The sequence below is a fragment of the Pseudomonas sp. ATCC 13867 genome, assembly GCF_000349845.1.
Lineage (GTDB): Bacteria > Pseudomonadota > Gammaproteobacteria > Pseudomonadales > Pseudomonadaceae > Pseudomonas.
Genome location: NC_020829.1, coordinates 778,053 through 802,067 on the forward strand (window position 1 = coordinate 778,053; position 24,015 = coordinate 802,067).

The 24,015-nt window shown below is 68.2% G+C and carries 21 protein-coding genes and 1 riboswitch; of the genes, 10 read left to right on the forward strand and 11 right to left on the reverse strand.

Annotation, left to right across the window (positions count from 1 at the left end; all coding sequences use genetic code 11):
- Window positions 1-119 precede the first annotated feature (119 nt).
- Complete coding sequence (locus H681_RS03640; RefSeq protein ID WP_015475479.1) at window positions 120-956, forward strand: SDR family oxidoreductase; 837 nt, start codon at window positions 120-122, stop codon at window positions 954-956.
- A 163-nt stretch (window positions 957-1,119) separates the two neighbouring features.
- Here H681_RS03640 and H681_RS03645 read toward each other — a convergent pair whose 3' ends face one another.
- Window positions 1,120-1,560 (reverse strand): VOC family protein, encoded by a 441-nt coding sequence (locus H681_RS03645; RefSeq protein ID WP_015475480.1) that lies wholly within the window; start codon window positions 1,558-1,560, stop codon window positions 1,120-1,122.
- A gap of 89 nt (window positions 1,561-1,649) precedes the next feature.
- Complete coding sequence (locus H681_RS03650) at window positions 1,650-2,318, reverse strand: YciC family protein (RefSeq protein ID WP_041712355.1); 669 nt, start codon at window positions 2,316-2,318, stop codon at window positions 1,650-1,652.
- A gap of 143 nt (window positions 2,319-2,461) precedes the next feature.
- On the opposite strand from H681_RS03650, the gene H681_RS03655 reads away from it, so the two are divergent.
- From H681_RS03655 to H681_RS03665, 3 genes are all read left to right on the forward strand, one after another.
- Entirely contained in the window at window positions 2,462-3,175 is a 714-nt protein-coding gene (locus H681_RS03655; RefSeq protein ID WP_015475482.1) for a DUF2076 domain-containing protein, read from the forward strand.
- Between the two features lie 93 nt (window positions 3,176-3,268).
- Window positions 3,269-3,745 (forward strand): LabA-like NYN domain-containing protein, encoded by a 477-nt coding sequence (locus tag H681_RS03660; RefSeq protein WP_015475483.1) that lies wholly within the window; start codon window positions 3,269-3,271, stop codon window positions 3,743-3,745.
- Between the two features lie 49 nt (window positions 3,746-3,794).
- Window positions 3,795-5,171, forward strand: a complete 1,377-nt coding sequence (locus tag H681_RS03665) for a DEAD/DEAH box helicase (RefSeq protein WP_015475484.1) — start codon at window positions 3,795-3,797, stop codon at window positions 5,169-5,171.
- 159 nt (window positions 5,172-5,330) lie between these two features.
- On the opposite strand, the gene H681_RS03670 is transcribed toward H681_RS03665, so the two are convergent.
- Both H681_RS03670 and H681_RS03675 read right to left on the reverse strand, forming a co-directional pair.
- Window positions 5,331-5,936, reverse strand: coding sequence for a GNAT family N-acetyltransferase (locus tag H681_RS03670; protein ID WP_015475485.1), 606 nt, complete (start codon window positions 5,934-5,936; stop codon window positions 5,331-5,333).
- 59 nt (window positions 5,937-5,995) lie between these two features.
- The gene (locus H681_RS03675) at window positions 5,996-7,171 is read right to left on the reverse strand and encodes a TIGR03862 family flavoprotein (RefSeq protein WP_041712357.1); all 1,176 of its coding nucleotides are present in this window, start codon (window positions 7,169-7,171) and stop codon (window positions 5,996-5,998) included.
- A gap of 417 nt (window positions 7,172-7,588) precedes the next feature.
- On the opposite strand from H681_RS03675, the gene H681_RS03680 reads away from it, so the two are divergent.
- Window positions 7,589-8,089, forward strand: a complete 501-nt coding sequence (locus tag H681_RS03680) for a hypothetical protein (protein WP_015475487.1) — start codon at window positions 7,589-7,591, stop codon at window positions 8,087-8,089.
- Here H681_RS03680 and H681_RS03685 read toward each other — a convergent pair.
- Together H681_RS03685 and H681_RS03690 are read right to left on the reverse strand one after the other, a co-directional pair.
- A complete protein-coding gene (locus H681_RS03685; RefSeq protein WP_015475488.1) occupies window positions 8,074-8,997 on the reverse strand; it encodes a histone deacetylase family protein in 924 nt (307 codons plus the stop codon). The genes H681_RS03680 and H681_RS03685 overlap by 16 nt on opposite strands.
- A gap of 89 nt (window positions 8,998-9,086) precedes the next feature.
- Entirely contained in the window at window positions 9,087-10,292 is a 1,206-nt protein-coding gene (locus H681_RS03690) for an MFS transporter (RefSeq protein WP_015475489.1), read from the reverse strand.
- A gap of 210 nt (window positions 10,293-10,502) precedes the next feature.
- Between H681_RS03690 and H681_RS03695 the strand changes: the two genes are divergently transcribed.
- Genes H681_RS03695 through H681_RS03710 form a run of 4 tightly spaced genes read left to right on the forward strand, consistent with a single transcriptional unit; the run spans window position 10,503 to window position 14,140 of the window.
- A complete protein-coding gene (locus H681_RS03695) occupies window positions 10,503-11,054 on the forward strand; it encodes a GNAT family N-acetyltransferase (protein WP_015475490.1) in 552 nt (183 codons plus the stop codon).
- Window positions 11,051-12,658: a nitroreductase family protein gene (locus tag H681_RS03700; RefSeq protein ID WP_015475491.1), complete on the forward strand. Its 1,608-nt coding sequence runs from the start codon at window positions 11,051-11,053 to the stop codon at window positions 12,656-12,658. Before H681_RS03695 ends, H681_RS03700 begins: the two co-directional genes overlap by 4 nt.
- 19 nt (window positions 12,659-12,677) lie before the next feature.
- Entirely contained in the window at window positions 12,678-13,547 is an 870-nt protein-coding gene (gene tesB, locus H681_RS03705) for an acyl-CoA thioesterase II (RefSeq protein ID WP_015475492.1), read from the forward strand.
- Window positions 13,544-14,140 carry an HAD family hydrolase gene (locus H681_RS03710; RefSeq protein WP_015475493.1) on the forward strand — a complete coding sequence of 199 codons (597 nt, stop codon included), beginning with the start codon at window positions 13,544-13,546 and terminating at the stop codon, window positions 14,138-14,140. The genes tesB and H681_RS03710 overlap by 4 nt, the downstream gene beginning before the upstream one ends.
- 356 nt (window positions 14,141-14,496) lie before the next feature.
- On the opposite strand, the gene H681_RS03715 is transcribed toward H681_RS03710, so the two are convergent.
- A complete protein-coding gene (locus tag H681_RS03715) occupies window positions 14,497-16,353 on the reverse strand; it encodes a TonB-dependent receptor domain-containing protein (RefSeq protein WP_015475494.1) in 1,857 nt (618 codons plus the stop codon).
- Between the two features lie 94 nt (window positions 16,354-16,447).
- Window positions 16,448-16,652: riboswitch (cobalamin riboswitch) on the reverse strand.
- 28 nt (window positions 16,653-16,680) lie between these two features.
- On the reverse strand, window positions 16,681-18,591 hold the full coding sequence (gene dxs, locus H681_RS03720; RefSeq protein WP_015475495.1) for a 1-deoxy-D-xylulose-5-phosphate synthase: 1,911 nt from the start codon (window positions 18,589-18,591) through the stop codon (window positions 16,681-16,683).
- Window positions 18,592-18,847: 256 nt separating this feature from the next.
- Between dxs and H681_RS03725 the strand changes: the two genes are divergently transcribed.
- On the forward strand, window positions 18,848-19,852 hold the full coding sequence (locus H681_RS03725; protein ID WP_041711712.1) for an Ldh family oxidoreductase: 1,005 nt from the start codon (window positions 18,848-18,850) through the stop codon (window positions 19,850-19,852).
- 232 nt (window positions 19,853-20,084) lie between these two features.
- On the opposite strand, the gene H681_RS03730 is transcribed toward H681_RS03725, so the two are convergent.
- The 3 genes from H681_RS03730 to H681_RS03740 form a co-directional block, all read right to left on the reverse strand.
- Entirely contained in the window at window positions 20,085-21,662 is a 1,578-nt protein-coding gene (locus H681_RS03730) for an aldehyde dehydrogenase (NADP(+)) (RefSeq protein ID WP_015475497.1), read from the reverse strand.
- Between the two features lie 178 nt (window positions 21,663-21,840).
- Window positions 21,841-22,758 carry a dihydrodipicolinate synthase family protein gene (locus H681_RS03735; protein ID WP_015475498.1) on the reverse strand — a complete coding sequence of 306 codons (918 nt, stop codon included), beginning with the start codon at window positions 22,756-22,758 and terminating at the stop codon, window positions 21,841-21,843.
- 106 nt (window positions 22,759-22,864) lie between these two features.
- Window positions 22,865-23,896: a trans-3-hydroxy-L-proline dehydratase gene (locus H681_RS03740; RefSeq protein WP_015475499.1), complete on the reverse strand. Its 1,032-nt coding sequence runs from the start codon at window positions 23,894-23,896 to the stop codon at window positions 22,865-22,867.
- Window positions 23,897-24,015: the final 119 nt, after the last annotated feature.

A 24,015-nucleotide genomic window follows, 5' to 3' on the forward strand; every position in this document is an offset into this window, starting at 1 on the left:
GGCGTTGAAAACAGGCTCAAAATGCTCATTTACAACTCGTAAGCTGCGCTTTTTCGCCTGTTTTTGCCTTGCCTGAGCTGCGTTCGGCGAGACCTTGAACAGGCTCTGAGGAGGTTGGCATGCCGCGCAAATTCTTCACCCGCCAGGCCTATCGGCACAAGGTGGTGCTGGTCACCGGCGGCTGCTCGGGGATCGGCCGCGCCCTGGCGTTGCGCTTCGCCCAGGCCGGTTCGCACCTGGTGATCCTCGACCTCGACCAGGCGGCGCTGGACAGCCTGGTGCAGCACCTGCGCGAGCACCTGAACGTCGAGGCGCTTGGTCTGCGCTGCGACATCGCCGACCCCGAGGCGGTGCGTCAATCAGTGGCGCTGGCCATCGAACGCTTCGGTGGCCTCGACGTGCTGGTGAATAACGCTGGCATTACCCACCGCAGCCTGTTCGCCGATACCGAGCTTGCGGTGTTCCAGCGGGTCATGGCGGTGAATTTCTATGGCGCGCTGCACTGCACCCAGGCGGCGCTGCCCAGCCTGCTGGCGCGGCGCGGGCAGATCGTCGTGCTCAGCTCGCTGACCGGCTTCGCGCCCTTGCTCTACCGCAGCGCCTACAACGCCAGCAAGCATGCCTTGCACGGGCTGTTCGACACACTGCGGATGGAGCTGGAAGGCACGGGTGTGGCGATCACCCTGGCCTGCCCCGGCTTCACCGCCACCGACCTGCGCAAGAACGCGCTGGTGGGCGACGGCTCGGTGATTCGTCAGCCGGCGGTGGTGCTGGGCGCCGAGGTGGCCTCGCCGCGCGACGTGGCCGAGGCGATCTACCAGGCCGCGCTGCGCCGCAGGCGGTTGCTGGTGCTGTCCAACGTCAACTGGCGGGCGCGGATCCTGGCGCGCTTCTTCCCGCGGCTGTTCGAGAAGCTGCTGGTGCCGAAGATGTCGGGGCTCAAACCCGGGCATTAGCTCTTCGTAGGAGCGAGCTTGCTCGCGAACCGCCCTGGCGCCGGGGTCGATCCCGGTTCGCGAGCAATAACGATGGCGTCCCCCTCGCTCCTACAGGCGGGTTACGGTCGCTCTTCGTAGGGCGGATACCCCGTTCCGGGTTATGCGCCCTACGTATGTCGGGTCAGTGGGAGTGGCTGTCGAAACCGCCGCCTGCCAGAGCCATGTCCCAGAACGATGCCTCGATCTTGTGCCCATCCAGGTCGCGGATGAAGCAGCCGTAGTAAGGGTCGCCATACTGCGGGCGCGGGCCCGGTGCGCCGTCGTCGGTGGCGCCGGCGGCAATCGCGGCACGGTAGAAGGCATCCACCTCTTCGCGGGAGTTGGCCATGAAGCCGAAGTGCGTGCCGTTGCCGACGCTGGCGGGGCGGCCGTCGATCGGCGTCTGCACCCAGAACTCGGGGAACACGCGGCCGTAGGCCACGGCGCCGGGGTGCTGCATGATCGTCCTGCAGCCCAGGGCGGGCAGCACGGCGTCATAGAAGGCCCTGGCGCGGGCGAAGTCGTTGGTGCCGATGGAAATGTGCGAAATGCAGCTGGGCGGATAGCTGGGTTGGTCGCTCACGGGAGTCTCCGGTCGAGGGCAGAAGACTCCAGCGTAGAAGGCGGCCTGGCGGTTCGCCGTGGCGAAGTGTTGCCGATTGCTGCGCGGCCTCAGGCCTCGCGTTCCTCCTGCCCTTCGCGTCCGGGGCCGAGGATGAAGATGCGGTACGCCGCGACCGTCACCAGCAACTGGAAGAAGCCGCTGGCCGAGTGCAGCAGCACGCCCAGCCCAGGGGACGCCTGACCGACCTGGGTGATCCAGCCTTCGGCCAGCCAGACCGGCGCGAGGATCACCAGCGCTGTGATGAGCAGCAGGAAGAAGTGCCCGGTGGTCAGGCGGAAGCTCTCGCGCATGGCGTCGATGGGCGAGTTCCCGCGTTGCACCAGGAGAAACTCGGAGAAGGCCATCTTGATCATGAAGAAGATGCCCGGCAGCACATACAGCGTCAGGCCGACCAGGATCAGCAGCGAGCTCAGCGCCGAAAGCAGGGCGAAGGCCGGCCACAGCCGCAGCGCCGCGTTCCACAGCTCGCGGACGCCGCGTTCACGGCCCTCGCCACAGTCGATCAGGAAGAGGATCAGGCTGGCGGTGTACAGCGGATAGAACACCAGCCCGGCGGCCATGCCCCAGGGAGCGAAGTTCTGCGAGTCGGTGGCGACGTCGATCTGCTGCTGGACCAGCGTTTCCACGATGATCCACGGCAGGCACAGCGGTAGCAGCGTGCCGATGTGACGGGTGAAGAAGAACCAGGTATCGCGCAGGACGGAGATGGGATTCATCGGCATGGTAGACGGATCGAAGGGCCTCGACTCTAACTTAAGCAAACCTTCAGTTGAAGGTAGGACATTTCAGTCACTGGAACTTGTTTTTTAGCGTCCCGATCCAATCTTCCGTTGCACACCCCGCTCACTCGAGGCTCGCCATGAATTCCGAAGAGCAATCCCTGATCGATGGCCTGTTCGTCCGCCTGCGCGACGCCGAGGCGCAGACAGCGCCGCGCGATGCCCAGGCCGAGGCGCAGATCAACCGGCACCTGGTGCGGCAGCCGGCGGCGCCGTACTACATGGCCCAGGCGATGCTGATCCAGGAAGCGGCGATCAAGCGCCTGGACCAGCGCGTCAAGGAGCTTGAGGCCCAGGCCAGGGAGAGGCGTCCGAGCAGCGGCGGCTTCCTCGCCGGTCTGTTCGGCGGCGGCCAGGGCCAGGAGCCGCGCCCGGCGCAAGCGCAGCAACGCCCGGACGGCTGGGGGCAGACGCGCTTCTCGCAGCCCGGCGGCAGCGCCAGTTACGCCAGCAACCCCAATGACTTCCGGCCGGCCCAGGCCGCGTCCCAGGGCGGCGGCTTCATGCGCGGAGCCCTGCAGACCGCCGCCGGCGTGGCCGGCGGGGTGATGGTGGCGGACCTGCTGACCAGTATGTTCCACCACAGCCAGCCGCAGGAAATCGTCGAGGTGATCCAGGAGCAGCCGGTGCAGCCGGAACCTTCGAACTTCGATGACTCGCCAGGAGACGATACCTTCGCCGACGGCGACCGCTATGCCGACAATGGCTTCAACGATGCGAATTACGACGACAGAGGCAGCTTCGGCGACGACTCGGGCTTCTTCGGCGACGACGACAGCGACCTGTTCAGCTGACCCGACCGCCTGCTCATCCCGTCCGCCGGGACTGGCGGGGGCCGCGCGCTGTGCCGATAATGCGCCCCCGCTGTTCGAGTCCCGGAGCCACCGTTGAAGACCATCGCCCTGTTCGCCGACGTGCAGAACCTCTACTACACCGTGCGTCAGGCCTACGGCTGCCACTTCAACTACGCCGCCCTGTGGGCCGAGCTGAGTGCCCAGGGCACCATCGTCCAGGCCTACGCCTACGCCATCGAGCGGGGCGATGCCAGGCAGCAGCAGTTCCAGCAGATCCTGCGCAACCTCGGCTTCACCGTGCGGCTCAAGCCCTACATCCAGCGCGCCGATGGCTCGGCCAAGGGCGACTGGGACGTGGGTATCACCATCGATATCCTCGACGCCGCGCCCAAGGTGGATGAAATCGTCCTGGCTTCCGGTGACGGCGACTTCGACCTGCTGCTCGAACGCGTCCGTGCCGGCGGCACCGACGCCACCGCCTATGGCGTACCCGGTCTCACCGCCCAGGCGCTGATCCGCGCCGCCAGCCGCTACGTGCCCATCGACGGCCCGCTGCTGCTGCGTCACTGAGCCCAGCGGCTACAATGCCGCCCATTCCCGACTTCTCTGCGAGCGCTCCATGACCTTCGCCACCCTCGGCCTGATCGACCCTCTCCTGCGCGCCCTCGACGGGCTCGGCTACCAGAACCCGACGGCGGTCCAGGCCCAGGCCATCCCCGCGGTGCTCAAGGGTCGCGACCTGCTCGCCGCCGCCCAGACCGGCACCGGCAAGACCGCCGGTTTCGCCCTGCCGCTGTTGCAGAAGCTGCTGCAGGAAGGCCCGCAGGTGGCCGCCAATTCCATCCGCGCGCTGGTGCTGGTGCCGACCCGCGAGCTGGCCGAGCAGGTGCACGAGAGCTTCCGCGCCTATGGCCAGCACGTGCCGCTGCGCACCGCCGTGGCGTATGGCGGGGTCAGCATCAACCCGCAGATGATGAAGCTGCGCAAGGGCGTCGACGTGCTGGTGGCCACCCCCGGCCGCCTGCTCGACCTGTACCGGCAGAACGCCCTGAAATTCACCCAGTTGCAGGCCCTGGTGCTGGACGAAGCCGACCGCATGCTCGACCTCGGTTTCGCCCGCGAGCTGGACGAAGTCTTCGCCGCGCTGCCCAGGCGCCGGCAGACCCTGCTGTTCTCCGCGACCTTCTCCGACGCCATCCGCCAGATGGCCCGCACCCTGCTGCTCGACCCGCTGACCATCGACGTGGCGCCGCGCAACACGGCGGCGAAGACGGTGAAGCAGCACCTGCTCACCGTGGACAAGAAGCGCAAGGCCGAGCTGTTCCTGCACCTGCTGCGCGAGCAGGGCTGGCGCCAGGCGCTGGTGTTCGCCAAGACCCGCAAGGGCGTCGACGAACTGGTCGACCTGCTGCAGCGCGAAGGCATCCGCGCCGACTCGATCCACGGCGACAAGCCGCAGCCCTCGCGTCTGCGCGCCCTGGCGCGGTTCAAGGCCGGCGAGGTGGACTTCCTCGTCGCCACCGACGTCGCCGCGCGCGGCCTGGACATCGAGGAAATGCCGCTGGTGGTCAACTTCGACCTGCCCATCGTCCCCGAGGATTACGTGCACCGCATCGGCCGGACCGGCCGCGCCGGTGCCAGCGGTCAGGCGATCTCGCTGGTCTGCGCCGATGAAGTGCAGCAGCTGGCGGCCATCGAGACGCTGATCGGCCAGACCCTGCAGCGCCAGGAAGAAGATGGCTTCGAGGCGGAGCACCGGGTGCCCGTCACCGCGCCCGGCGGCCAGGTGATGAAGAAGCCGAAGAAGCCCAAGCAACCCAAGGTGCCCGAGGGCAAGCCGGGCAAGGTCCATCTCGGCGCGCTGCTGGACGACAAGCCGCAGGTCAAGGCGGTGCGCAAGGCGCCGGGCTTCGGCCTGGGCGGCAGCAGGCCGTCGGCCGGAAAACCCGGCGGCGCAGGCAAGCCGGCCGGGAAGAGGAAACCGGGCAACCGCTGAGCATTCTCACCGGTCGAAAGTGAGCGCCGGGAATCACCGTCATTTGTAGGCGCTTGCCCGCGAACAACGCCGGCCTGGAATACCACGGGTCGCCGGGAGAATCCCTTCGCGAGCAAGCTCGCTTCTACGAGAAACCATCGCGCCCACGCCCCAATGGCTTCACAGCGGCCGCTGCATGTAGCGGTGGCTGGCGACGCCGGGCAGTGTCGAGGGGCGCTCGACCTGCACGCTGAAGCCCAGGCGTTCGTAGAGCGCCTGGGCCCTGGGGTTGGCCACCGAGACATCCAGTGCCGCCATCGGCAGGCCGGCGTGGCGGCCGCAATGCAGGAAATGGTCGATCAACTGGCTGCCCAGTCCCTCGCCGCGCCGCTCGGGGGCGACGCCCAGGTGCGCCAGGTACAGCGTGCGCCGGGGCGGAGGGCAGATGATCCGCTCCAACTGCAGGCCACGCACCATCACGGCCGGCGAGGCGAGTCCGAAGTAGCCGAGGATCTGCCGGGTGGCCGCCAGCATGTAGCCCAGGTTCACCTCGCCGCCGAACGCCGTGCCGGCTGCCAGTACCTGGCCGTCCTGCTCGCCGACCCAGTGCTGGCGCCAGCCGAACTGGCCGCTGCCCTGGAGGAAGGCATGGCGCAGGAAATCCGTCGCGCTGCTGCGGCCGGGGCGGGCGAAGGCATAGTCGAAGGCGTCGGGACCGGAGCTGTAGATCAACGGGATGGCGGCGTCGACATCGGTGGGGCGGGCGCGGCGGAAGGTCAGTGGCATGCAGGCGACTCCAGAGTGGGAATCTGGAATCTAGCACTATCGTTCCAGTTGTGCGGCGCTCAGGCGCTTCTCTGCAGCCAGCGCAGGGCGCCGAGTCCGGCGGCGCGGCCGCTGGCGAAGCAGGCCGTGAGCAGGTAGCCGCCGGTGGGGGCTTCCCAGTCGAGCATTTCGCCCGCGCAGAACACGCCGGGCGCCGCCTTGAGCATCAGGGCTTGGTCCAGCGCTTCGAAGGTCACGCCGCCGGCGCTGCTGATGGCTTCGTCCAGCGGACGGGGGCGCACCACGGCCAGTGGCAGCGCCTTGATCAGCGCGGCGAGACGCTGCGGATCGGCATAGTCGGCGGCTGTGGACAACTCCCGCAGCAGCCCGGCGCGCACGCCGTCCAGGCCGAGGCGGCCGCGCAAGTGATTGGCCACGGACTTGGAGCCGCGTGGCTGGGCCACGGCCTTGGCCACCTGTTCCAGGCTGCGGTTGGGCAGCAGGTCGAGGGTCACCGTGGCGCTGCCGTGCTGCTCGATGCGCTCGCGGATGGCGGCGGACAGCGCGTAGACCAGGCTGCCCTCGATGCCGCCGGCGGTAACGACGAACTCGCCCTGGCGGGGTTCGCTGCCGGCCACGGACAGGGCCACCGGCTTGACCGGTGCGCCGGCGAACTTGTCGCGGAAGAATGCGCTCCAGCCCGCCACCTCGAAGCCGCAGTTGGCCGGGCGCAGCGGCGACACATCCACATCCCTGTCCCGCAGCAGCGGCACCCAGGCGCCGTCGGAGCCCAGACGCTGCCAACTGCCGCCACCCAGGGCGAGTACGGTGACGTCGGCGCTGAGACTGCGGCGGCCTTCCGGGCTGTCGATCAGCAGCGCGCCATCGGCGTCCCAGCCCTGCCAGCGGTGACGGGTGTGGATGACCACGCCGGCGTCGCGCAGGCGCTTGAGCCAGGCGCGCAGCAGCGGCGCGGCCTTCATGTCGGTGGGGAAGACGCGGCCGGAGGTGCCGACGAAGGTGTCGATGCCCAGGCCGTGGATCCATTGGCACAGCGCCTGGTTGTCGAAGGCATCGATCAGCGGCGCCAGGCGCGCGGCGCGCCGCCCGTAGCGCGAGAGGAACGGCTCGCGCGTCTCCGAGTGGGTGATGTTCATGCCGCCCACGCCGGCCAGCAGGAACTTGCGTCCGACCGAGGGCATGGCGTCGAACAGCTCCACTTTGACGCCGGCGCCGGCCAGGACTTCGGCGGCCATCAGGCCGGCGGGGCCGCCGCCGATGACGATGGCGGTGCGGGAGGCAAGTGCGGGGATGTCGGTCATGGAGCGGCCAGGCAAGGGGGCGAACGGGGCGCAATTCTAGCGCAGCGGCCGGGCTTCCCGATTGAACATTTTCCAGCCAGTTCCGCCGGACGCCGCGGGCATCGGCGCTGCATGCACTTTCCCGCAGCTTATCCACAGGCTGCTCCACCGTTGCCGTGGACAACCTGGGGCGCAGGGGCCGCGATCTCGGGAGTGCCTGTTACCCACGGGGCGGCTCGCCGCAGCGCTCTCGGATTCTCGGCGGGGAGCGATTGCGACAATTCCTACAGGGGATAGGGAGTGCGCCTGATTCTGGCGCATTTGTGAATCCGTCAGCATGCCGGCCTGTTGCAAATCCGGTCGTGTCTGTCGATGAAAGTGCGTGATTATCTCCGTTCCCATGAGGCCCATCTGTGGGGCGAGGGCAGCGATACCCGAGTGCGTGTCAATGGCGTGGATATCGTCATTCGAAGCCTGCCCAGCCATGAAATCCGCGACCTGTTGAACGAGGCCGTGGCACATATGCTGGTGCGCCTGGAAAAGAACCTTCGGCAGTCGAAGCTGAAGTTCGAGCAGAAGCTGCTCGAACGCATTTCGTTGCAGGTGGCGCTGCATAACCTCTATGTGTACACCAACTGGAGCCGCTTCCTGCCGCGCTACCTGGATTGCGCCGGCCCCCTGCGGGCCCAGGAACTGCTCAAGCATCATGTGCCGGAGCAGGTGCTGGGCGTCTGCGAGAAGGTCTTCGGCGTGGATGGCAGGCAGCGCGCGGCGGCCCTGCTGGGCTTCTCCGAGCACGAATGGGTGCGTTGGGAGCAGCAGCGCCTGCCCTCGCGCATGTGCACCAACAACTCGCGCTACCGGATGAGCTGACGCTCCGCCGCGACCCGGCCGGCGCTGTGGTGCAGGATGCCGTGGCGCCTCGCCAGGGCCTGGCGGTCCTTGTCGTAGCCGCCGCCGATCACGCCCACCACCGGGATGTCGCTGGACAGGCAGCGGCGGATGACGTGCTCGTCGCGCGCCGCCAACCCCGCGTCGGTGAGTTGCAGGTAGCCCAGGGCGTCGTCCTTGTGCACGTCGACGCCGGCGTCGTAGAGCACGATGTCCGGCTGGTACAGCGGCAGCAGGTAGTCCAGTGCCTCTTCCACCACCTTCAGGTAACCGGCGTCGCCCAGGTGCAGCGGCAGGGGGATGTCCCAGTCGCTCTGGGCCTTGCGCGCCGGAAAGTTCTTCTCACAGTGCAATGACACCGTCACCGCGTCCGGCACGTTCTCCAGGATGCGCGCGGTGCCGTCGCCCTGGTGCACGTCGCAGTCGAAGATCAGCACGCGATTGGCCTTGCCGCTTTCCAGCAGGTACAGGCTGATCACAGCCAGGTCGTTGAAGATGCAGAAGCCCGAGGCGTGGTCGTAATGCGCGTGATGGGTGCCGCCGGCCAGGTGGCAGGCCAGGCCGTGTTGCAATGCCAGTTCGGCGCTCAGTACCGAGCCGCCCACCGCGCGCACGGTGCGCCGGGCCAGCGCTTCGCTCCAGGGCAGGCCGAGGCGGCGCAGCTCCTCGCGGCTCATCTCACCGCCGCAGTAGCGTTCGATGTAGGCGCGGTCGTGGGCCAGGGCGAGGATCTCCACCGGGCAGAGTTCCGGGCGCAGCAGCGCGGTGTCGCAGGTCAGCCCGCTGTCCACCAGGTAGTCGCGCAGCAGGCGGAACTTCTCCATCGGGAAGCGGTGGTTGTCCGGGAAGGGCGGACTGTAGTCGTCGTGGTAGACCAGGGGCAGCGGCATGGCGTCGGCGGGGCGGGGGAGATGCGCGACAGGGTACGTCGCCGGAGGGCGCAGGCGAAAGGGCCGACAATGCGCCGGCCGTGTGCGCCTCAGCAGTCGGTGGAAACCGCTGCGTTGCGCTGGGCGCTGCGGCTGGCGGCCACCGAGACCGACCACAGGAAGAAGCCGCCGATGGCCAGCAGGCTGCCGACCCAGCCCGGCGAGGTCCAGCCGTAGCCGGCCGCCAGGGCCAGGCCGCCGAGGTACGGGCCCAGCGCATTGGCGAAGTTGAACGCCGAGTGGTTCAGGGCCGCGGCGAGGCCCTGGGCGTCTTCGGCGACGTCCATCAGGCGGGTCTGCAGCACGGTGCCGAGGGCGCCGCCGAAGCCGACGAAGAACACGCAGAGCGAGATGGTCCAGATGTTCCCCGCAGTGAACGGGAAGATCGCCAGCACCACCGCGCTCCACACCAGCAGGCCGCCGGCGGTGGGCATCACGGCGCGGTCGGCGAGCACCGGGATGAACAGGTTGCCCAGGGTCATGCCGATGCCGAACACCGCCATCACCAGCGGCACGATGCTCGGCGACACGTGGGTCACCGCGCCGAGGATATCGGCCAGGTAGGTGTACACGGCGAACAGCCCGCCGAAGCCGATGGCGCCGATGCCCAGGGTCAGCCAGACCTGCCCGCGCCTGAGCGCGCCCAGCTCGCGCAGCGGACTGGAGTCCGGCTCGGCCGGTGAATGGGGCGCCAGCAGGCGCACACAGATCATGGTCAGCACACCCAGCGCGGCCACCAGGGCGAAGCTCCAGCGCCAGCCCACGGCCTGGCTCAGCCAGTTGGCCAGCGGTACGCCGATGATGGTGGCGACGGTGAGGCCGAGGAACATCCGCCCGACCGCCACGGTGCGCCGGTGCGGCGGCACGATGGAGGCGGCGACCAGCGCGGCGATGCCGAAGTAGGCGCCGTGGGGCAGGCCGCTGATGAAGCGGAACAGCAGCATCCAGTGGTAGGTCGGCGCCAGGGCGCTGAGGCCGTTGCCGACGGCGAACAGCGCCATCAGCAGCACCAGCAGGGTGCGCCGCGGCAGGCGCGCGCCGAGCACCGCCAGCAGCGGCGCGCCGACCACCACGCCCAGGGCGTAGGCACTGATCACGTGGCCGGCGGTCGGGGCGTCGATGCCCAGGGCCGGGGCGAAGTAGGGCAGCAGGCTCATGGTGGCGAATTCGGTGGTGCCGATGGCGAAGCCGCCGACGGCCAGCGCGAAAAGCACCAGGGCCGGGCTGCGGTGCAGTCCGGGGGGGGAGGTGGTCATGGGGAGTCCTTGGTCTTTTTCGAGGTGCGCCGTGGTGGCGCGGCTGTCTGCGCGGGGCACGGTCAAGGCAGTGACCGACAGCGAAGGTGCGATAAAAATACCAGAAGCGGGCGGCGCTGTGCTGAAACGATTGTGCGTTCCGGACGGGCTGCGTTCGCCAGATCTGCCTGCAGGTATCATGGACACCCTGACGAATCGAGAAGCCTTGCGATGGACATCCCCAGCCTGACCACCGAACGGCTGCTGCTGCGGCCCTGGCGCGCCTATGACCTGCCGACGTTCGCCACGCTGAACGCCGACCCCGAGGTGATGCGGCACTTCCCCGCCTGCATGAGCCGCGAGGAGAGTGACCTGCTGGCCGCGCGCATCCTGCTGCATTTCGACGCGCACGGCTTTGGCCAGTGGGTCGTCGAGCGCCGCGAGGATGGCGCCTTCATCGGTGTGCTCGGGTTGCAGCATGTGTCCTTCGAAGCCGCCTTCACTCCGGCGGTGGAAATCGGCTGGCGCTTCAATACCGCCTATTGGCGCCAGGGCTATGGGCTGGAAGCGGCGCGGGCGGTACTGGATTTTGCCTTCGATTCGCTGGAGCTGGCGGAAGTGGTCGCCTTCACCGTGCCGGCCAACCTGCCGTCGCAGGGGCTGATGCAGCGCCTGGGCATGCGACGCGATGCGGCCGGCGACTTCGAACATCCACGCCTGCCGGAGGGGCATGCCTTGCGCCAGCATGTGCTGTACCGGATCAGCCGGGAAGATCAGGCATGACTCCTGAAGACGACGTACGCACCTACCACGAACTGAGCCGGCACCGTCCGGAGCGCTTCGCCCCCGGTCCCGGCCAGCTCGACTGGGCGACCCAGCCGGCACCGTTCCGCCGCTATGCCGGCGCCCGCCTCATCGAGCTGCTGCACCGGCCGCAAGAGGAGTCGCCCGGCTACGACGAGGTGTTCGCCGGGCCCATCGGCCAGCCGGCGACTCTGAGCCTTCAAAGCGTCTCGCAACTGCTCTACGACAGCCTGGCGCTGTCGGCCTGGAAAGAGGCCGGCGGTAGCCGCTGGGCGTTGCGGGTCAATCCCTCCAGCGGCAACCTGCACCCCACCGAGGCCTATCTGCTGCTGCCCGCCGGCGCTGTGGATAACTCCGCGCTGCTGGCGCACTACAGTGCCGACGAACATGTACTGGAGGTGCGCGCCGAGTTGCCCGTGCCCTTGGCCTCGGGCTTGGATGCGGCGCTTCCGAGTGGCGGCTGCCTGCTGGCGCTGACCAGCATTCCCTGGCGCGAAGCCTGGAAGTATGGCGAGCGCGCCTACCGCTATTGCCAGCACGATCTTGGCCATGCGCTGGCCTGCCTGGGTATCGCAGCCGCGATCCAAGGCTGGCACGCCCGTGTGCTGCGTGGCATCGCCGAGGCGCGATTGGACGCCGTGTTCGGCCTGGACCGCGACGGCTTCGACGAACGCGAAAGCGTGGACGTGCTGCTGTGGATCGGGCCGCCACGGGCCGCTGAATTTCCGCTCCCGGATGCGTTGCTCAACGGGCTCGCCGAACTGCCACTGGCCGGTTCGCCCAACCGCCTGTCGCGAGACTATCGCCACTGGCCGGAACTGGAGCGCGTGCATCAGTGTTGCCGCGCGCCCGCGCTACCGGCCCAGGCGTGGTCCGCGCAGACCATCGAGGCCTCGGCGGATAACCCCGGCCTGCCCGCGCGGCCGATCCTTCACCGCCGGCGCAGCGCGCAGTCGATGGACGGCCGCAGCGGCATCCAGGCCGAACTGCTCTACGCCTGGCTGCGCCGCCTGTTGCCGGAGCGCTCGCCGGTACCGTTCGCCTGCACCGGCGAGCCGGCGCGCGTCGACCTGCTGCTGTTCGTCCACCGTGTCCAGGGCCTGGCGCCGGGGCTTTACTGGCTGGGCCGCAGCGGACGCACGCCGGGTGGCCTGCGCGGGGATTTCCAATGGCAGTCGGTCAGCGACTCGGGCCTGCCGCTGTACCGCCTGCTGGAGGGCGATGCCCGCGGGCTGTCCGCCTTCCTGTCGTGCGGGCAGGACATCGCCAGCGACGGCTGTGTCGCCTTCGCCATGCTCGCCGACCTCGACGCCGCCCTGGCCGAGGGCGCCTGGAGCTATCCCCGGTTGTACTGGGAGTGCGGGCAGATCGGCCAACTGCTGTACCTGGAGGCCGAGGCGGCGGGGCTGTCGGGCACCGGTATCGGCTGCTACTTCGACCCGGCGGTGGAGGAATTGCTCGGCGAGGGACCGGACCGTCCGGTCAGCCTCTATCATTTCACCATCGGCCGCGCGGTATGGGACACTCGCCTGACCAGTCTCCCCGCCTACCCGGCGCCGCGTCGTCACCCATTCGAGCTGTAGAGTCTTTCGAGGAAAGCGCATGACCCTGATCCTGGACAACCTGGTCGCTCTGTTGAGCCTGGAACCCATCGAGGAAAACCTGTTTCGCGGCATGAGCCAGGACCTCGGGTTCCGCCAGCTGTACGGCGGGCAGGTGCTCGGCCAGGCGCTGTCGGCGGCCAGCCAGACCGTAGACCCGGAGCGCCACGTGCACTCGATGCACGGCTACTTCCTGCGCCCGGGGGATGCCAGCAAGCCGGTCGTCTACCAGGTCGACCGCGTGCGCGACGGCGGCACCTTCAGCACCCGGCGCGTCACCGCGATCCAGAAGGGCCAGCCGATCTTCGCCCTGAGCACCTCCTTCCAGACCGACGAGGAGGGCTTCCAGCACCAGATCCCGATGCCTGACGTGGTTGGCCCGGAGAACCTGCCCACGGATCTCGAGCTCAAGCAGCGCAGCGCCGAGCAGTTCCCCGAACTGATCCGCGACAAACTGCTGTATCCCAAACCCATCGAGATCCGCCCGGTCACCCAGAACGACCCCTACGAGGCGCAGGTCGGCGAGCCGATCAAGTACCTCTGGCTGCGCGCCGACGGCAAGCTGCCGGACATCCCGGCGCTGCACAAGTACATCCTCGCCTACGCCTCGGATTTCGGCTTCCTCACCACCTCGCTACTGCCTCACGGGCATTCGGTGTGGCAGAAGGACATGCAGGTTGCCACCATCGACCATTCTGTGTGGTTCCACCGCGACCTGCGCGCGGACGAGTGGCTGCTCTATGCGATGGACAGCCCCTGGGCCGGCAATGGCCGCGGCTTCGTGCGCGGCAGCATCTTCAACCGCGACGGCCAACTGGTCACGTCCACCACCCAGGAAGGCCTGATTCGTCATCGCGAGGATTGGTCGTGAAACTCGGCGACATCCGCCACTGGGTGTTCGACATGGACGGCACCCTGACCCTGGCGGTGCACGACTTCCCGGCGATCAAGCGGGCCTTGGGCATTCCCCAGGAACACGACATCCTCTCCCACCTCGCGGCATTGCCGGAGGACGAGGCGGCGGCCAAGCACGCCTGGCTGCTGGAGCATGAGCGCGAACTGGCGGTGGCCTCCACCGCGGCGCCCGGTGCGGTGGCGCTGGTGCGCGCGTTGCACGGGGCCGGCTACCGCCTGGGCATCCTCACCCGCAACGCCCATGAGCTGGCGCTGATCACCCTGGCCGCCATTGGGGTGGGCGATTGTTTCCACAGCGGCGACATCCTCGGCCGTGGCGAGGCCGATCCCAAGCCCAGCGCGGACGGCCTGCTGCGCCTGGCCGCGCGCTGGGACGTGGCGCCGCAGCGGATGCTGATGGTCGGCGACTACCGCTTCGACCTCGACTGCGCCCGCGCGGCGGGTGCGCACAGTGCGTTGGTCAACCTTCCGGAGAACCCCTGGCCCGAGCTGACCGACTGGCATGCGCAGGATTGCGCGCAGTTGGGGCGAATGGCGGGAGTGCTCTAGGCCCGCTGCTGGGCGGGTTCGCGAGCAAGCTCGCTCCTACAGGGTTCAGCACGCGCTGAGACATCGGAGCTACACCGGGCCGCTTTTTGTAGGAGCGAGCTTGCTCGCGAACCGACTTCCCACCATTCCACAGGCCCGGCGTAGGAGCGGACTTCGTCCGCGATTGGTGTCGGCCACGCAGGAGCATCGCGGATGAATCCACTCCTACGGAGGCTCTGTTCGATACCGGTGCGCCTCACCCCAGCCCTCTCCCAAGGGGAGAGGGCGCCGAATCTTGAGCCTGCCAGGACAGTCCCTCTCCCTCCGGAGCGGGTGCGTAGCCAGGGGCAGGGTGAGGGGCCGTCAGGCCGCTTCCCTTACAGCTCCGGCGTCCAGGTCACCGCCAGCAGCGCGGTGCGCCCCGGTTCGCGGTAGGGGCGGGCTTCGCCCATGAAGTCCATTGGACTGGTCGGGCGCAGGTAGTCGCCCAGGGTGTAGTCGCGGTCCAGGGCGTTATCCAGCTTCAGGTCGAAGCGAATCTCGTCGCTGGCCAGCCAGCTGGTGCGCAGGTCGAGCACGCCGTAGCCGGACAGCTCGCGGGTGTTGGCCGCGTCGTCGTAGCGCTGGCTGACCGCACGCCAGGTGCCGCCGAGGCCGATGGCGCCGAACTGGCGATCGAGGTCCAGGCTCAGGGTGCGGCGCGCGCGATACGGCAGGGTGTGGCCGGTGTCGCGGTCGCGCGGGTCGATCAGGCTCAGGCCGAGCGCGGCCTGCCAGCCCAGCACGTCGCGGGCGATGCTGGCTTCGAAGCCATTGATGCGCGCCTTGTTGATATTCTCCGGCTGATTGCTGGTGCTGTCCCAGGCGATCATGTCGTCGATCTCGGTGCGGTACAGCGAGGCTTCCAAGTGCGTGCCTTCGATGCCCCCACGCCATTGCAGCTCGTAGGTCTTCGAGGTCTCGGCCTTGAGGTCCGGGTTGCTCGCGCCGGGGTAGTAGAGGTCGCTGAAGGTCGGCGCGCGGAAGCCTTCGCCGTAACTGGCGATCCAGGTCTGGCTGTCGCCCACCGGTAGGCTGAAGGCGGCGTTCCAGCTGTTCTGGCTGCCGTAGGCCTGGTTGTTGTCGTGGCGGATACCCAGCTCGGTGCCGAAGCTGTCGCCCTTGAAGCTGTGCTGGGCGAAGAAGGCGCGGTTGCTGCGCTGGTCGTCGGCGAAGGCAGTGGTGCCGTCGACCTTGTCTTCGTACCAGTCGGTGCCCAGCGCCAGCTGGTTGGCGTCGTCCAGTTGCAGGCGGTTGATCCAGCTCGCCGAGTGGCGGGTGGTTTCCAGCGTGCCGTTGTTCCAGCTGTCGGCGGCGCCCACGGCCTTGTTGCGGTCGAAGCTGCGGCCCAGTTCCAGGCGGCTGTTCCACATCTTCGAGATCTGGCCGTCGAGGTAGGCGCTGTAGCTGCTGACGCGGAATTTGTCCTGCGGGCGGCCGGGCTCGAAGTTGTAGGCGTCGTCGTATTCGTTCTTGCCGCGCTGGTCGTTGAGGTTCAGGCCGGCCTTCCAGTCTTCGCTGAAGTGGTGGTCCAGGTTCAGGTGCACGGCCTTGTTGCGCTGGGCGTCGTGATCGTTGTCGGCGCCGACGTTGTCGCTGGTGCGATCCCAGCCCTGGCTCTCGTCGAGGCTGCCGCCGAGGTTGTAGCGGGTCTGCTCGTCGCCGCCGGACAGGCTCAGGCTGCGTTCGAAGGTGCCGTGGCTGCCGGCAGCCAGGCGCACTTCGGGGTGCAGGCCGGCTTCGCCGCGACGGGTGAAGATCTGGATGACCCCGCCGATGGCGTCGGCGCCGTACAGCGCGGAACGCGGGCCGCGGGTCACTTCGACGCGCTCGATGCTGTCGATGCTCAGGTAGTCCAGGCGGGCGATGCCGCTGCTGGCCGAAGCGACGCGCTGGCCGTCGACCAGTACCAGGGTCTGCGCAGTGCTGGTGCCGCGCACGGAGTACGAGACCACGCCGCCCGAGCTGCCCATCTGCACGCCGGGCACGCGGGCGAGCAGGGCGGGAACGCTGCGCACTTGTAGCCGCTCGATGTCGGCACGGGTGAATACGCTGTTGGCCGAAGTGGCTTCGGCGCGCGGCTGGGCCTGGCGTGCGGAGGTGATCACCTGGTCGGAGAGCGAGTAGATATCGCTGGCAGCGAAGGCCATGCCGGGCAGCAGGCTGGTGGCCAGGGCGAGTCGGGTCAGTTTCATGGAGCGTCCTCAAAAGCGGTCGGATGACTTTCGAGGAGGGCGTGGCAAGGGCGGACAGGGGCACCGCACTTGACGGTGATGCCCTCCGCAACACCTGTCGGATCGCGTCGAGGGCGGTCTCCGGGCTGCCGACGTCACATCGCCGCCTTCCCGCATTCAGCAGTGGCGGATGGCGATGCTGCGCTCCTTAAGGGGCGCGTCGGTTACCGTTGCGGGGGCAGCGCAGGTCTTTCACCTGCTTCCCGTTACCTCGAACGAAAACGGGCGCACCTTAGTCGGTGCGCCCGTCACTGGCAATACTCCAGGGGAGGGATGCGCCGATCGGCCTCAGCGCTTGCCGAGGGCCTCCAGGCGCGCCTTCACCGAGGCTTCGATGCCGGCGGCGTCTAGCCCGCACTCCGCGAGCATCTGCGCGGGCTTGGCGTGCTCGACGTAGTAGTCCGGCAGACCCAGGTGCAGGATCGGCTGCTGCAGGTTCTCGTGGGCGAGGAATTCGCTGACGGCGGCGCCGGCGCCGCCCATCACCGAGTTCTCCTCGACGGTCACCAGCAGCTCGTGGCTGGCGGCCAGCTGGCGCACCAGTTCCTCGTCCAGCGGCTTGACGAAGCGCATGTCGGCGACCGTGGCATCGAACTGCTCCGCCACTTTCAGCGCTTCGGCCAGTTGCACGCCGAACACCAGGAAGGCGACCTTGCCGGCCTTGCCTTCACGGCGAACCACGCCCTTGCCGATCTCGACCGGTGCCAGCGCCGCCTCGATGGGAGCGTTGGGGCCGGTGCCGCGCGGGTAGCGCACCGCCGCCGGGCCTTCGAAGTGATGGCCGGTGGTGAGCAGCTTGCGCAGTTCGTTCTCGTCGCTGGGGGTCATCACCAGCATGCCGGGGATGCAGCGCAGGTAGGAGAGGTCGAAGCTGCCGGCGTGGGTCGGGCCGTCTTCGCCCACCAGACCGGCGCGGTCGATGGCGAACAGCACGTCGAGGTTCTGCACCGCGACGTCGTGGATCAGCTGGTCGTAGCCGCGCTGCAGGAAGGTGGAGTAGATCGCCACCACGGGCTTTGCGCCGTCGCAGGCCATGCCGGCCGCGAGGGTCACGGCGTGCTGCTCGGCGATGGCGACATCGAAGTAGCGGTCCGGGAATTTGTCGGCGAAGGCGACCAGGTCCGAGCCTTCCTTCATCGCCGGGGTGATGCCGACCAGGCGCGGGTCCTGGGCGGCCATGTCGCACAGCCACTGGCCGAACACGCTGGAGTACTTCGGCCCGCCGGCCTTCTTCGGCACGGCATGGGCGGGAGCGCCTTCGGGTTCGAGCTTGGTGATGGCGTGGTAGCCGATCGGGTCGATCTCGGCCGGGCCGAAGCCCTTGCCCTTCTTGGTCACCACGTGGAGGAACTGCGGGCCCTTGAGGTCACGCATGTTGCGCAGGGTGGCGATCAGGGTCGGCAGGTCGTGGCCGTCGATGGGGCCGATGTAGTTCCAGCCCAGCTCCTCGAAGAGCGTGCCGGGGACCAGCATGCCCTTGGCGTATTCCTCGGTGCGGCGGGCGATCTCCCAGGCGCCGGGCAGGCGCGAGAGCACCTTCTTGCTGCCTTCGCGCATGCTGCTGTAGGTGCGGCTGGAGAGAATCTTGGCCAGGTAGTTGGACAGGCCGCCGACATTGTTGGAGATCGACATGTCGTTGTCGTTGAGGATCACCAGCATGTCGGCCTTGACCTCCGACGCGTGGTTGAGTGCCTCGAAGGCCATGCCGGCGGTCAGTGCGCCGTCGCCGATCACCGCCACCGACTTGCGGCCCGAGCCCTGCATGCGGGCGGCGATGGCCATCCCCAGCGCGGCGCTGATGGAGGTGCTGGAGTGACCGACGCCAAAGGTGTCGTACTCGCTCTCCGAGCGGCGCGGGAAGGCGGCCAGGCCGTCCTTCTGGCGCAGGCTGCCCATGCGCTCGCGGCGACCGGTGAGGATCTTGTGCGGGTAGGCCTGGTGGCCGACGTCCCACACCAGACGGTCGTCCGGGGTGTCGAAGACGTAGTGCAGGGCGACCGTCAGTTCGATGACGCCCAGGCCTGCGCCGAAGTGCCCGCCAGTCTGGCCGACGCTGTACAGCAGGTACTGGCGCAGTTCGTCAGCGAGGGTCAGCAGCTCCGCTTCGCCCAGGCGACGCAGCTCGACCGGCGTGCTGGCGCGGTCGAGCAGGGGCGTGGCAGGGCGCGCGCGGGGAATCTCGTGAAACGTCGTGGGCATCAGGCTGATCGTTATGAGAAGGCAAAGATGCGGAAGTTTACCCGAAGCTCCGGATTGGCCCAAGCAACGTGGGGCCAATCCTTCGGACGACCGGATGGTCGGATCGTGGCTACCCCGCTGTGCCGAAATCGTCGTCACGGTCGCCGATTGCGCGCAAGCGGGATGGGGCCTGAGCGGCCACTGTAGACTCAGCCCCGGCCCGGTGGCGGATTGCCGCAGCGGGCGGAAACGATTGGCAGGGATCGAGGAGGACGGCGTGATCCGATTGAGTCTGGATGAACTGCGTGAACTGGCGGTGGCGATCCTGCGCCACAACGGCTTCAGCGAACCCCACGTACAGGCGGTGACCGATACCGTGCTGGCCGGCGAACGCGATGGCTGCACGTCCCACGGGGTCTGGCGACTGCTGGGCTGCATCCACACGGTGCGCGCCGGCAAGGTGGTGCCTGATGCCGTGCCGGAGTTGTCCGAGCCTGCGCCCGCGCTGGTGCGCGTGGATGCCAAGGGCGGATTTTCCCAGTGCGCCTTCGACCTGGGCCTGCCGAAGCTGGCGGAGAAGGCCCGCAGCCAGGGCCTGGCGGCGCTGGCGATCAACCATTGCGTGCATTTCTCGGCCCTGTGGGTGGAGATCGAGCGGATCACCGCCCAGGGCCTGGTCGCGCTGGCGGTCACCCCGGCCCAGGCCTACGTGGCGCCGGCCGGCGGAACCCGACCGTTGTTCGGTACCAATCCCATCGCCTTCGGTTGGCCCCGTGGCGAGAACGATCCCTATGTCTTCGACTTCGCCACCACAGTGGTGGCGCGCGGGGAAATCCAGTTGCACGAGCGCGAGGGCAAGTCGATCCCGCTGGGCTGGGGTATCGATGCCCAGGGCAGCCCCAGCACCGACCCGAGCGCGGTGCTCGAGGGCGCCATGCTGACCTTCGGCGGACACAAGGGCTCGGCGCTGGCAACCATGGTCGAGCTGATTGCCGGTCCGCTGATCGGCGACCTGACCAGCGCGGAATCCTCGGTGTTCGACGAGGGCACCAGGTCCTCGCCCTATCACGGCGAACTGCTGATCGCGCTGGACCCGGCGCGCTTCCTCGGCGCGGACGCTCCGCAGCATCTGGCGCGGGCGGAGAAGCTGTTCGACTCCATCGTCGACATGGGCGCGCGCCTGCCGTCGCAGCGGCGTTTCGCGGCGCGCCAGCGCAGCCTGGCAGAAGGTGTGGAGATCAGCGATTCGCTGTATGCCGATTTGCGCAAATTGTTGGAATAACGCGACGTCCTTGTAGGAGCGAGGGGGACGCCATCGATATTGCTCGCGAACAGCTTGGCTCCGCTGCTTGGTTGGTTAGCGAGCAAGCTCGCTCCTGCGAAGAACACGGCTCGGCGGATAACGCTGGCGCGTTATGCGCCCTACGAAGAGCAAAAGCTGTGCACAAGAAAGCCCCGGCGCAAGGCCGGGGCTGAGCATTGGCGCGGGACTGGCCGACAGTTCATTCCCGTACTCAGCGAGTCACCGCGCTGCGCGTCGTCTCGCCATCCACCAGCCGGGCGATGCCCAGCGGGTTGGCGTCCTTCAGCGCATCGGGCAGCAGCGCGTCGGGGTAGTTCTGGTAGCACACCGGGCGCAGGAAGCGGTCGATGGCCAGGCTGCCGACCGAGGTGCCGCGCGCGTCGGAGGTCGCCGGGTACGGCCCGCCGTGGACCATCGCATCGCAGACTTCCACGCCGGTCGGGTAGCCGTTGATCAGCAGGCGCCCGGCCTTGCGCTCCAGCGCCGGCACCAATGCGGCGAGGTGCGTCAGGTCCTCGGTTTCGGCGATCAGGGTGGCGGTGAGCTGGCCGTGCAGGCCGTCCAGCGCGTGGCGCAGTTCGGCTTCGTCGGCCACCTCGACGAGGATGGTAGTCGGGCCGAAGACTTCTTCCTGCAGCAACTCCTCGCCTGCCAATAGCAGTTCGGCCTTGGCCTGGAACAGCTGCGGCAGCGCCTGGTTGCCCTCCTGCGGCTGGCCGGCGAGGTGGCGCACGGCGGGATGGGCAAGCAGGCGGGCGATGCCTTTCTCGTAGCTCTTCAGGGTGCCGGCGTTGAGCATGGTCTGCGCCGGGCGCTGGCCGATCTCGGCGATCAGGTTGGCGACGAACAGGCTGAACGCCGGCGAGGCGATGCCGATCACCAGACCGGGGTTGGTGCAGAACTGGCCGCAGCCCATGACCACCGAATCCACCAGCTCGCGGGCGATTTTCTCGCCGCGTGCTTCCAGGGCGGCGGGCAACACGAGGACGGGGTTGATGCTGCTCATCTCGGCGAACACCGGGATCGGCTGTGGGCGCGCGGCGGCGAGATCGCACAGTGCGCGGCCGCCCTTGAGCGAGCCGGTGAAGCCGACCGCCTGGATCGCCGGGTGCCTGACCAACGGCTCGCCGACGCCGGCGCCGTAGATCATGTTGAACACGCCGGCTGGCATACCGGTGGCTTCGGCCGCGCGGGTGATCGCCTCGCCGACGAGTTCGGCGGTGGCCATGTGGCCGCTGTGGGCCTTCACCACCACTGGGCAGCCGGCAGCCAGCGCCGCGGCGGTGTCGCCACCGGCGGTGGAGAAGGCCAGCGGGAAGTTGCTGGCGCCGAACACGGCCACCGGGCCGACGCCGGTGCGGTACTGGCGCAGGTCCGGACGCGGCAGCGGCTGGCGCTCGGGCAATGCGCGGTCGATGCGCGCGCCGAGGAAGTCGCCACGGCGCAGGACCTTGGCGAACAGGCGCATCTGATTAGCGGTGCGGCCCCGCTCGCCCTGGATGCGTGCGGCGGGCAACGCGGTCTCGCGACAGACGGTGGCGATGAAGTCATCGCCAAGGGCTTCGAGCTCAGTGGCGATGGCGTCGAGGAACTGCGCGCGGCGTTCCGGCGACAGCGCGTTGTAGACCGGGAAGGCGGCTTCGGCGGCGCGGGCGGCGGCGTCGACTTCGGCTTCGGTGGCCTGGATGAATTCGCGGGGCAGGGCTTCGCCGGTGCTGGCGTCGAGGCTCTGCAGGCGGACGGTGCCGGTGCCGATGCGCTGGCCGGCGATGAAGTTCTGGGCGGTCATGTTGGGCGTCTCTGATCGTCGAAGGGTGCGATAGCGAAAGAGCCCCTCACCCTGCCCCTCTCCCGGAGGGCGAGGGGACCGTCCGTGCCGGCTGAAGCCTGGGCGTCAGCCGGCACGACCTACTCCCTCTCCCTCTGGATCGGGGCGCGCAGCCAGGGCGGGGGTGAGGGTGGTCCGGTTAAAGCCCCACATCCGGCAGCTTCGGCCGGTTCGCCAGCGCCTTGGCCATGATCGTCTCCACGTGCTCGCGATCAGCGCCCTGCAGCGCCAGGCGCGGCGGGCGGGTGAGGGCGGTGCCGCGGCCGGCGATCTCTTCGCAGAGCTTGATGCACTGCACCAGGTCCGGGCGGGCGTCGAGGTGGAGGATCGGCATCAGCCATTCGTAGATCGGCATGGCCTCTTCATAGCGACCGGCCTTGCACAGGCGGAAGATGGTCTCGCCTTCCTGCGGGAAGACGTTGGACATGCCGGAGATCCAGCCTTCGGCGCCCACCGCGATGCTCTCCAGGACCACGTCGTCGAGGCCGGCGAAGAGGATGAAGCGGTTGCCGACTTCGTTGCGCACGTCGATGAAGCGGCGGGTGTCGCCGGAGCTGTCCTTGAAGCAGACGATGTTCTCGCAGTCGGCCAGGGAGATGAGGATGTCCGGAGTGACGTCGTTCTTGTAGATCGGCGGGTTGTTGTAGACCATCACCGGCAGGTCGGTGCTGGTGGCCACGCTGCGGAAGTGCGCGGCGGTTTCATGTGGCTTGGAGGAGTAGACCAGCGCGGGCATCACCATGATGCCGTCGACGCCGACCTTCTGTACCGCCTTGGCCACCTGCGAGGCGCCGTGGCTGGTGAACTCGGCGATGCCGCAGATCACCGGCACGCGGCCGCCGGAAGCGTCCTTGGCGACTTCGGTGACGGCCATCTTCTCTTCGATGGACAACGAGGTGTTCTCGCCCACGCTGCCGCACACCACCAGGCCCGACACGCCATCGCGCACCAGGTTGGAGATCACTTTGTGGGTGGCTTCCAGGTTGACCGAGAAATCGTCGTTGAACTGAGTGGTCACCGCGGGGAACACGCCACTCCAATTGACCTTCTTGCTCATGGTTGTCTCCAATTGTCGTATTTCGTATACGAAAGTTCAGTGAGGTTTGCCTGAAATTTCGTCGTCGGATGCCGCTGCGCGGCGAGTCAGGGTTGAAAGGGGGGAATCAGTAGCCGTTCGGCCAGGTGTCCGAGAGCCGGTAGCCTTCGGGCCACGGGTCGGACGGGTCGAGCAGGTGCTGGTGGGTGCCGGTGATCCAGGCACGGCCGGAAATGCACGGGTGGATCGCCGGTTTGCCGCCGACGCTGGTGAGGCCGTCGATGCGGCAGTGGAATGTGGAATTGATGATCGAGTGGCCGACGAAGCGTTCGCCGTCCTTCAGCTGGCCCTTGGCATGCAGCACCGCCATGCGCGCCGAGCAACCGGTGCCACAGGGCGAGCGGTCGATCTTGCCGGGGCGGATGACCACCGCGTTGCGGCCGTGCAGCACGCCATCGACGCGTTCCACCGGAGCGGTCAGCTGGCAGAAGGAGATGTGCGCCCAGTCGTGGTTTTCCGGGTGCTGGAAGCCCAGTTGCTGGTTCGCCGCCCGGGTGATCTTCAGGCCGGTGGCGACCAGGTCGGCGGCCTCCGAGGCGTGCAGGGTGAAGCCCAGCTTGTGGGCGTCGGTGAGCACGAAACTGTCGCCGCCGTAGGCGGTATCCACCTGCAGCGAGCCGAGGCCTTCCACCTCGATCCAGGCGTCCAGCTTGTCGGCGAAGGAGGGCAGGTTGCGCACTTCCACGCGCTGCACCTTGCCGTCCTTGCAGTCGGCCACCGCTTCGATCAGCCCGCCGGGGGCTTCCAGGGTCAGGCGCGTCTGCGGCTCCTGCATCGGCAGGATGCCGCTGTCGAGCAGCACGGTGCTGACGCACAGCGAGTTGGAGCCGGACATGGGCGGCACGTCGGCCGGCTCCATGATGATCCAGGCCATCTGCGCGCGCGGGTCCTTCGGCGGCACCAGCAGGTTCACGTGGCGGAACACGCCGCCGCGCGGCTCGTTGAGGACGAAGTTGCGCAGCACGTTGTCGCTGGCGATGAAGCGCGACTGCGCCCACACGGTGTCGCCCGGCGGCGGGGCGACACCGCCGACGATGACATCGCCGACCTCGCCTTCGGCGTGGCAGCTGACCACGTGGATGATCTTGCTTGAACGCATGGCTGTCTCCTCAATCTGTGCCGCTGGCCTTCCCTCACCCCAGCCCTCTCCCAGAGGGAGAGGGGGCAGGTCGTGCTGGCTGACGCTGTGGTTTCATCCTTCACCGAACGGTCCCCTCT